Below are 6,000 nucleotides of genomic sequence, written 5' to 3'. Positions count from 1 at the left end.
GTGGCGCGGGGTGGGTGGGGGTTAGGGGGTGGGGAGGCGGTCGGTGAGGACGGGGGCCAGGAGGGCGGCGTAGGTGGCGGTGAGGTGGCTGTTGTCCTTGTAGACGAGGACGTTGCCGATGACGACGGGGCATCTGGCGGCGGTGCACATCCAGGGGAGCGGGTCGATCACGGTGACGCCGTCGAGAGCGGCGACCTCGGCGACCAGGGCGCGGCGGCGGCCGTCGCCGATCGCGGCCTGGGTGGGCCGGTGGCAGGCGTCCAGCTTGGTCAGGTGGCTGGACACGCACTCGGGGGCGTCCCCGGCCGGCCAGGCGGTATCGCTGATCAGCACCTGCTTCATGCCGGGCTGGGCGAGCCGGCTGAACGTCTTGCGCCACGCCGACGCCCAGCCGGTGGCCTGGTCGGGGCCGACGTCCATGGCGTCGCCGTTGCCGTTGGACGACATCACCACCATCGCCGGGTGCAGCGAGCGGATGTACTCCACGGCGGCGTCGCGCCAGCGCACGCACTCCTCGTACGGCCGCTTCAGGTTGGTCATGTAGATCAGCGTGCTCGCGGCGGAGCAGGCCGACTTGGTGACCACGGCCAGCCGCCAGCCGCGCTGCTTGGCGACGGCCTCCAGCGGCGGGAACCAGTGCCCGGCGTGCGAGTCGCCGAACAGCACCATCGTGGTGTCGCCGTCGGTGTCGCCGTACATGCAGGGTTTGCGCACGTCGGACTCGCTGAACGCCGGGTCGCAGCCGTCGAGGTAGAGCCGGGGCACGTCGACCTCGGCCCGGTTCACCGGCGGGGTCAGGTTGGCGGGCACCGTGGTCGAGGCCGCGCCCGCGGCGACCAGGTTGATCAGCTCGCGTTCCGCGCCGGTGGCGTTGGCCAGCGCCGACGCGACGTCGAGGGCCTGCCCGGAGCCGCTGGTCGGCGGCGGCACGTACACCGGTGCGGCGACCGCGACGGCGGCCAGTGAGGTGGACAGGGCCAGGCCGAGCGCGATGCCGTGCCAGGGGCGGCGGCGCAGCCGGGGCGCGGTGCGCATCGGGTCCTCGACCTTGACCAGGGTCGTCGCGGCGAGCAGGTAGGACAGCCCGGCCAGCACCACGAGGCGGCCGGTGGTCAGCTCGCCGAACACGTACGGCCCGACCACCAGCACCGGCCAGTGCCACAGGTACCAGCCGTACGACAGCCGCCCCGTGAGCTGCACCGGGGCCAGGCCGAGCAGCCGGGAGTCGGGACGCGCGCAGCCCGCCCCGAGCACCAGGGCCGTCGCCAGCACGGGCAGCGCGGCGGCGTACCCGGGGAAGGCGGTCTGCTCGGTGAAGGTGAACGCGGCGAGCAGGATGCCGGACAGGCCGACCCAGCGCCCCGCGATGGCCAGGCGTCCCGGCAGGCGCTCCCAGTAGACGGCGGTCGCCGCGACCAGGCCGCCGACGGCGAGCTCCCAGGCGCGGGTCTGCATGCCGAAGTACGCCCAGGGCGCGGACACGCTGGTCTGCCACACCGACAGGCCGAAGGAGACGACCACGATCCCGGTGAACAGGGTGAGCACGGCGCGCTGCCGCCGGTGCGGGCGGCGGCGGGTCAGCAGCACCGCCCCGATGAGCAGCAGCGGCCATACGACGTAGAACTGCTCCTCGACGGCCAGGCTCCAGAAGTGCTGCAGCGGCGACGGCGTCTGCGCCGACCCGAGGTAGTCGGTGCCCTGGATCGCGAGCCGGTAGTTCATGCCGTAGAAGGTCGTCGCGAGCGCGTCGCCGGCGATGGCGGCGAAGCGCACCGGCGGCAGCCACAGCCAGGCGACGCCGACGGTGACCGCGGTGACGAAGGTCGCCGCGGGCAGCAGCCGGATCGCGCGCCGGGCGTAGAACGAGCCGATCGAGATGGTTCCGGTCTGGTCGACCTCGCGCAGCAGGTGGCCGGTGATGAGGAAGCCCGAGATGACGAAGAAGACGTCCACCCCGACGTAGCCGCCGCTGAGCACGCTCACCCCGGCGTGGAACAGCACCACCACGGTGACCGCGAGCGCCCGCAGGCCCTCGACGTCGGGCCGGAAACCGGCGCGGGGCTGCTGGCGGGTGGGCGGCGGCGCGGTGGGTGGCGCGGGTGCCGGGGTGTGCGTGACGGTCATCGGGTTTCCTGTTCGCGGTGCCAGCGCGGCGGCTGGGGTCGGCGGGCTCACGAGCACCATCGCGACGGCGGCACCACGGGATGTGCCCGCGCCCCGATCCCGCCGAAGATCCGCCGAACCGGGTAGGCCGTCAGGGCAGCCGAGCCCGGCCGCGTGGCGGCGGCGGCGCGACGTTCATCGGTGGAGTATGAAAACCGAGGTCAGCGCAACTTTGACACTCCGCCGACCGGGCCATGCGGCAACGGCACCTCACGTGGTCATTCACCGTTGCGCGGACTAATCCGCGCGGCTGGTCCTGCCGGTGCCGCGTTTCCGCTCGCTGAGCGGCCGAGTTGGGGCCGATAGTTCGGTCCACTCCCGATCATCCGCATCCGATCTGGAGGGACGTCCGCTCTACGCGCCATCCCCCGGCGCGGTCACAGGGGAGCCCTCGATGGCCTTCGGCTCAAGCCAGCACATCCTGCCCGTCACGGGAGTGAGCATGCTGCTCGCCCCTGGGGTGGTCCTCAAAGTCATCGCGGCGGCGCTGACCGCCGTGGTGGTCGGCATCGTGCTGCTGCGCATGTCCGGGCGGCAGGAGCGGTTCGCCGGCCGCATCCCGCGCCCGCGCGGGCGGCACCGCGCCATCCGACCCGAGGACGGGCGGCGTTCCGATGCGATCTGACAACCGCTGGGCGCGGCTGGTCGCCGCGCTGGTCTGCGTCGCCGTCACGGTGGCGTACGTCGAGTTCGTCGGCGTCGACTCCGCCGAGCGCGTGCTGTCGCTGGTCGTGCTGCTGTACTCGCTGGGCATCCTGCTCGCCGGGCTGCTGCGCCGCCACCGGGACCTGCCGCTGCCCGAGGGGCGGATCATCGCGGTGGTCCCGGCGTACAACGAGGACCCGGAGATGCTGCACGACACCGTGCGCAGCCTGCTCAACGGGACGGTGGTGCCCGACGTCATCCACGTCGTCGACGACGGTTCGGCCGCCGAACTGCCGCCGTTCCAGCACGCCCGGGTGGTCTGGCACCAGCGCGAGAACGGCGGCAAGCACCACGCCCAGGCCACCGCGCTGGTCGCCGAGCTGGCCGAGTTCGACTTCGTGGTCACCGTGGACAGCGACTCCGTGGTCGACCGGCACGCGGTGGAGCGCTGCCTGCGCCGCTTCGCCGACCCGAAGATCCAGGGCGTGACCGGCGTGGTGTACGCCATGAACCGCGCCGAGAACCTGATCACCAAGGTCACCGACCTGCACTACCTGCACAGCTGCCTGGTGATCCGGGACGGGCTGTCGGCGACCGGCGACATCTTCACCGCCTCCGGCGCGCTGGCCGTGTGGCGCTCGGCGGTGGTCATGGACAACCTCACCGAGTACCTGCGCCGCGGCGTCGCCGACGACCGGCACCTGACCCACTTCGCGCAGCGGCGCGGCACCACCGCCGCGGTCGCCGACGCGATCGTGCACACCGCCGTGCCGGACAACGCCCCCGACCTGTTCCGGCAGCGCATCCGCTGGGCACGGGACTACTACCGGGTCACCGCGCTGGACATCCGCTACCTGACCGGGTGGTCGTTCTGGCTGCGTACGTTCGACTTCGCGCTGATGTGCCTGGCGCCGATCTTCATCATGGGCGCGCTGATGGTGTTCCCCTTCGCGCAGTGGCGCGTGCCGTGGGTCGGCGTCGGGCTGTGGGTGGCGTTCCTGTACGCGCAGACCACCGTCTACCTGTTCGACCGCCGGGGCGTACCGATAGGGGAACGGCTCACCACGTGGCTGCTGCTGACCCCGGCGCTGTACGTGTTCCAGCTGGTCGTGGTCGGCCCCGCCGTGCTCGCCGGGCTGGCGAACCTGCGCCACAAGTCGTGGCAGACCCGTAACGAGGCCAAGGAGGCCGCCACCGCCAAACCCGCCGAGCCGGTGCCCTCGCCCGCCCAGGGCCGGTCGTTCTTCCTCGACCTGCTGCGCGCACTGGCGATGGCCCGCGTCATCGCGTTCCACGCCACCGGGTTCGTCTGGCTCGGCTTCGCGCTGCCGTCGATGGGCGTCATGTTCGCGCTGGCCGGGTCGCTGATGGCGCGGTCCATGATGAAGGCCAAGGACCGGGCCGAGATCGCGGTGTGGAGCCGGTTCCGCCGGGTCATGCCCGCGGTGTGGGCGGCGGGGCTGGTGCTCGTACCGCTGATGTGGGTGATGGGCTGGGACAGCACCGACGCCCGGCCGTTCAACGAGACCGCGGTGCTGGCCTGGGTGTTCCCGCTGTCGGACCCGCCGGGCAACGACTGGGCCGTGCCGATCACGGGCGTGCTCTGGTACATCCGCACCTACCTGTGGCTGACGCTGCTCGCCCCGCTGCTATGGGCCTGCTACCGCCGCCGCCCGCTGCTGACCGCCCTCGCGCCGCTGACCCTGCTGGCCGTGTCGCCGCTCATCGGGTTCAGCTCGTGGCTGGCCGACGTCACCCAGATGCTCGGCATCTACGCGCCGTGCTGGGTGCTCGGCTACTGGCACGCCACCGGGCGGCTCCAGCGCGCCAACCGCAAGGTGGTGCTGGCCCTGTCCGCCGTCATGGTCGGCGGGGCGCTGAGCTGGCTGCACTTCTTCCCGCCGGACGGCGGCCTGCTGCAGGCCAGCCCGGTCGGGCAGGTGTTGTATTGCGCCGCGTTCATCGTGCCGCTGCTGCACTGGGACCCGGAGCTGGCCTGGTTGGCGGCCCGCAAGCGGTTCCGCCGCCTGGTCGAGTGGATCAGCAGCCGTTCGCTGACCATGTTCCTGTGGCACCAGCTAGCGGTGCTGACGACGATCTTCATCCTCGAGAAGGCAAGGATCTGGGCGTTGGACAACGAACCCCTGCTCATCGCGATCAAACTCGCGCTGTCCTGCGTCTTCGTCGCCGGGGCGTGCTGGCTGCTCGGCTGGGTCGAGGACCTGCCCCGCCGCCGCCGTCGCGTCCGACCCCGCGTCGGGCGCCACCACCCCGAGGTCGTCGCCGTCATCGCCCCGACCCCCGACCTCGACCAGACGATGGTCATGTCCACCATCACCGCCCGCACCATCCGCGCCACCGCCCCCGTCCCCTGACAGGCCGAGGGAAGGGCACCTTCTTATCGCTGCGCGTATAAGAAGGTGCCCTTCCCCACGTGGCACGCTCGCGCGCGCAGCAAGATCGCTCGACTTGCCAGGCAGGTGGGCGAAAACGCGCTCAAGATACGCACAGGTGCCCGGCAAGCCGGGCGATCTTGGACCGCCCGCGCGGTCGCAGACGGTCGCGCGGTCGCGGACGGCGGCTCGGCCGGGCAGGCGGCGCAGACGGTAGGCGGGGCCGCTGTCAGACGAGGCCTTCCGTCCATACCCGGGCGAGGATCTCGTCGACCGTCTGGGCGGGTGTCTGGTCGGAGGTGTCCAGCCACAGGCCCGTGCGCGGGGTGTGTTCGCGCAGGTAGCGGTCCAGGTCGGTGACGCCCTCGTCACCGGGCTTGTAGGCCACCTTGCCGCGCCGGGCGCGCCGCTCCTCGTCGCGGGCCTGCACCACCTCGGCCCGCGGCGCGAGCACCACCGCGTACAGCGGCCGGTGCTTGATCGCCGCCAGCATCGCGGTCAGGTCCTCGCCCAGCACGATGTCCTGGAGCACGACGTCGAACCCGGCCTCGGCGTACCCGTCGGCGACCGTCGCCGCCAGCGCGTACCGCAGCCGCAGCTGGCGCAGCGCCTCGGCGGGCGGGTCAGCTGGACCCATCTCCACCCGGCCGTTGACGACCATCCGCCGGAACAGGTCGCCGCGCACGTGCACCGAGCGCTCCAGCCGCTCGGCCAGCCCCTGCGCCACCGTCGACTTGCCCGCGGCCTGAATGCCCGTCACCACGATCACCGCCACTGCGCCTCCCCGCTGCCGTCCCGG

At 72.3% G+C, this 6,000-nt stretch carries 4 protein-coding genes; 2 read left to right on the top strand and 2 right to left on the bottom strand.

Features of this window, described 5'->3' with window-relative positions; translation table 11 throughout:
* Positions 1 to 21: 21 nt before the first annotated feature.
* Positions 22 to 2,124: an acyltransferase family protein gene (locus HAV40_RS37050; RefSeq protein ID WP_166388984.1), complete on the bottom strand. Its 2,103-nt coding sequence runs from the start codon at positions 2,122 to 2,124 to the stop codon at positions 22 to 24.
* A 433-nt stretch (positions 2,125 to 2,557) separates the two neighbouring features.
* Here HAV40_RS37050 and HAV40_RS37045 point away from each other — a divergent pair, with 433 nt between their 5' ends.
* Complete coding sequence (locus HAV40_RS37045; protein WP_166388983.1) at positions 2,558 to 2,788, top strand: hypothetical protein; 231 nt, start codon at positions 2,558 to 2,560, stop codon at positions 2,786 to 2,788.
* Positions 2,778 to 5,183, top strand: a complete 2,406-nt coding sequence (locus HAV40_RS37040) for an acyltransferase family protein (RefSeq protein WP_166388982.1) — start codon at positions 2,778 to 2,780, stop codon at positions 5,181 to 5,183. The genes HAV40_RS37045 and HAV40_RS37040 overlap by 11 nt, the downstream gene beginning before the upstream one ends.
* Before the next feature lie 247 nt (positions 5,184 to 5,430).
* Here the strand turns inward: HAV40_RS37040 and HAV40_RS37035 are convergent, their stop codons facing one another.
* A complete protein-coding gene (locus HAV40_RS37035) occupies positions 5,431 to 5,976 on the bottom strand; it encodes an AAA family ATPase (RefSeq protein WP_203671713.1) in 546 nt (181 codons plus the stop codon).
* Positions 5,977 to 6,000 lie beyond the last annotated feature (24 nt).

Source organism: Catellatospora methionotrophica (genome assembly GCF_011297335.1).
Classification (GTDB): domain Bacteria; phylum Actinomycetota; class Actinomycetes; order Mycobacteriales; family Micromonosporaceae; genus Catellatospora; species Catellatospora methionotrophica.
The sequence above is the reverse complement of the archived record's forward strand: the minus strand, read 5'-3'. Positions and strand labels throughout refer to the sequence as shown.

What these genes read in the sequence shown, in the direction of transcription:
- HAV40_RS37050 (WP_166388984.1), bottom strand. Translation starts at nt 2,124, where the DNA reads ATGACCGTCACGCACACCCCGGCACCCGCGCCACCCACCGCGCCGCCG.
- HAV40_RS37045 (WP_166388983.1), top strand. Translation starts at nt 2,558, where the DNA reads ATGGCCTTCGGCTCAAGCCAGCACATCCTGCCCGTCACGGGAGTGAGC.
- HAV40_RS37040 (WP_166388982.1), top strand. Translation starts at nt 2,778, where the DNA reads ATGCGATCTGACAACCGCTGGGCGCGGCTGGTCGCCGCGCTGGTCTGC.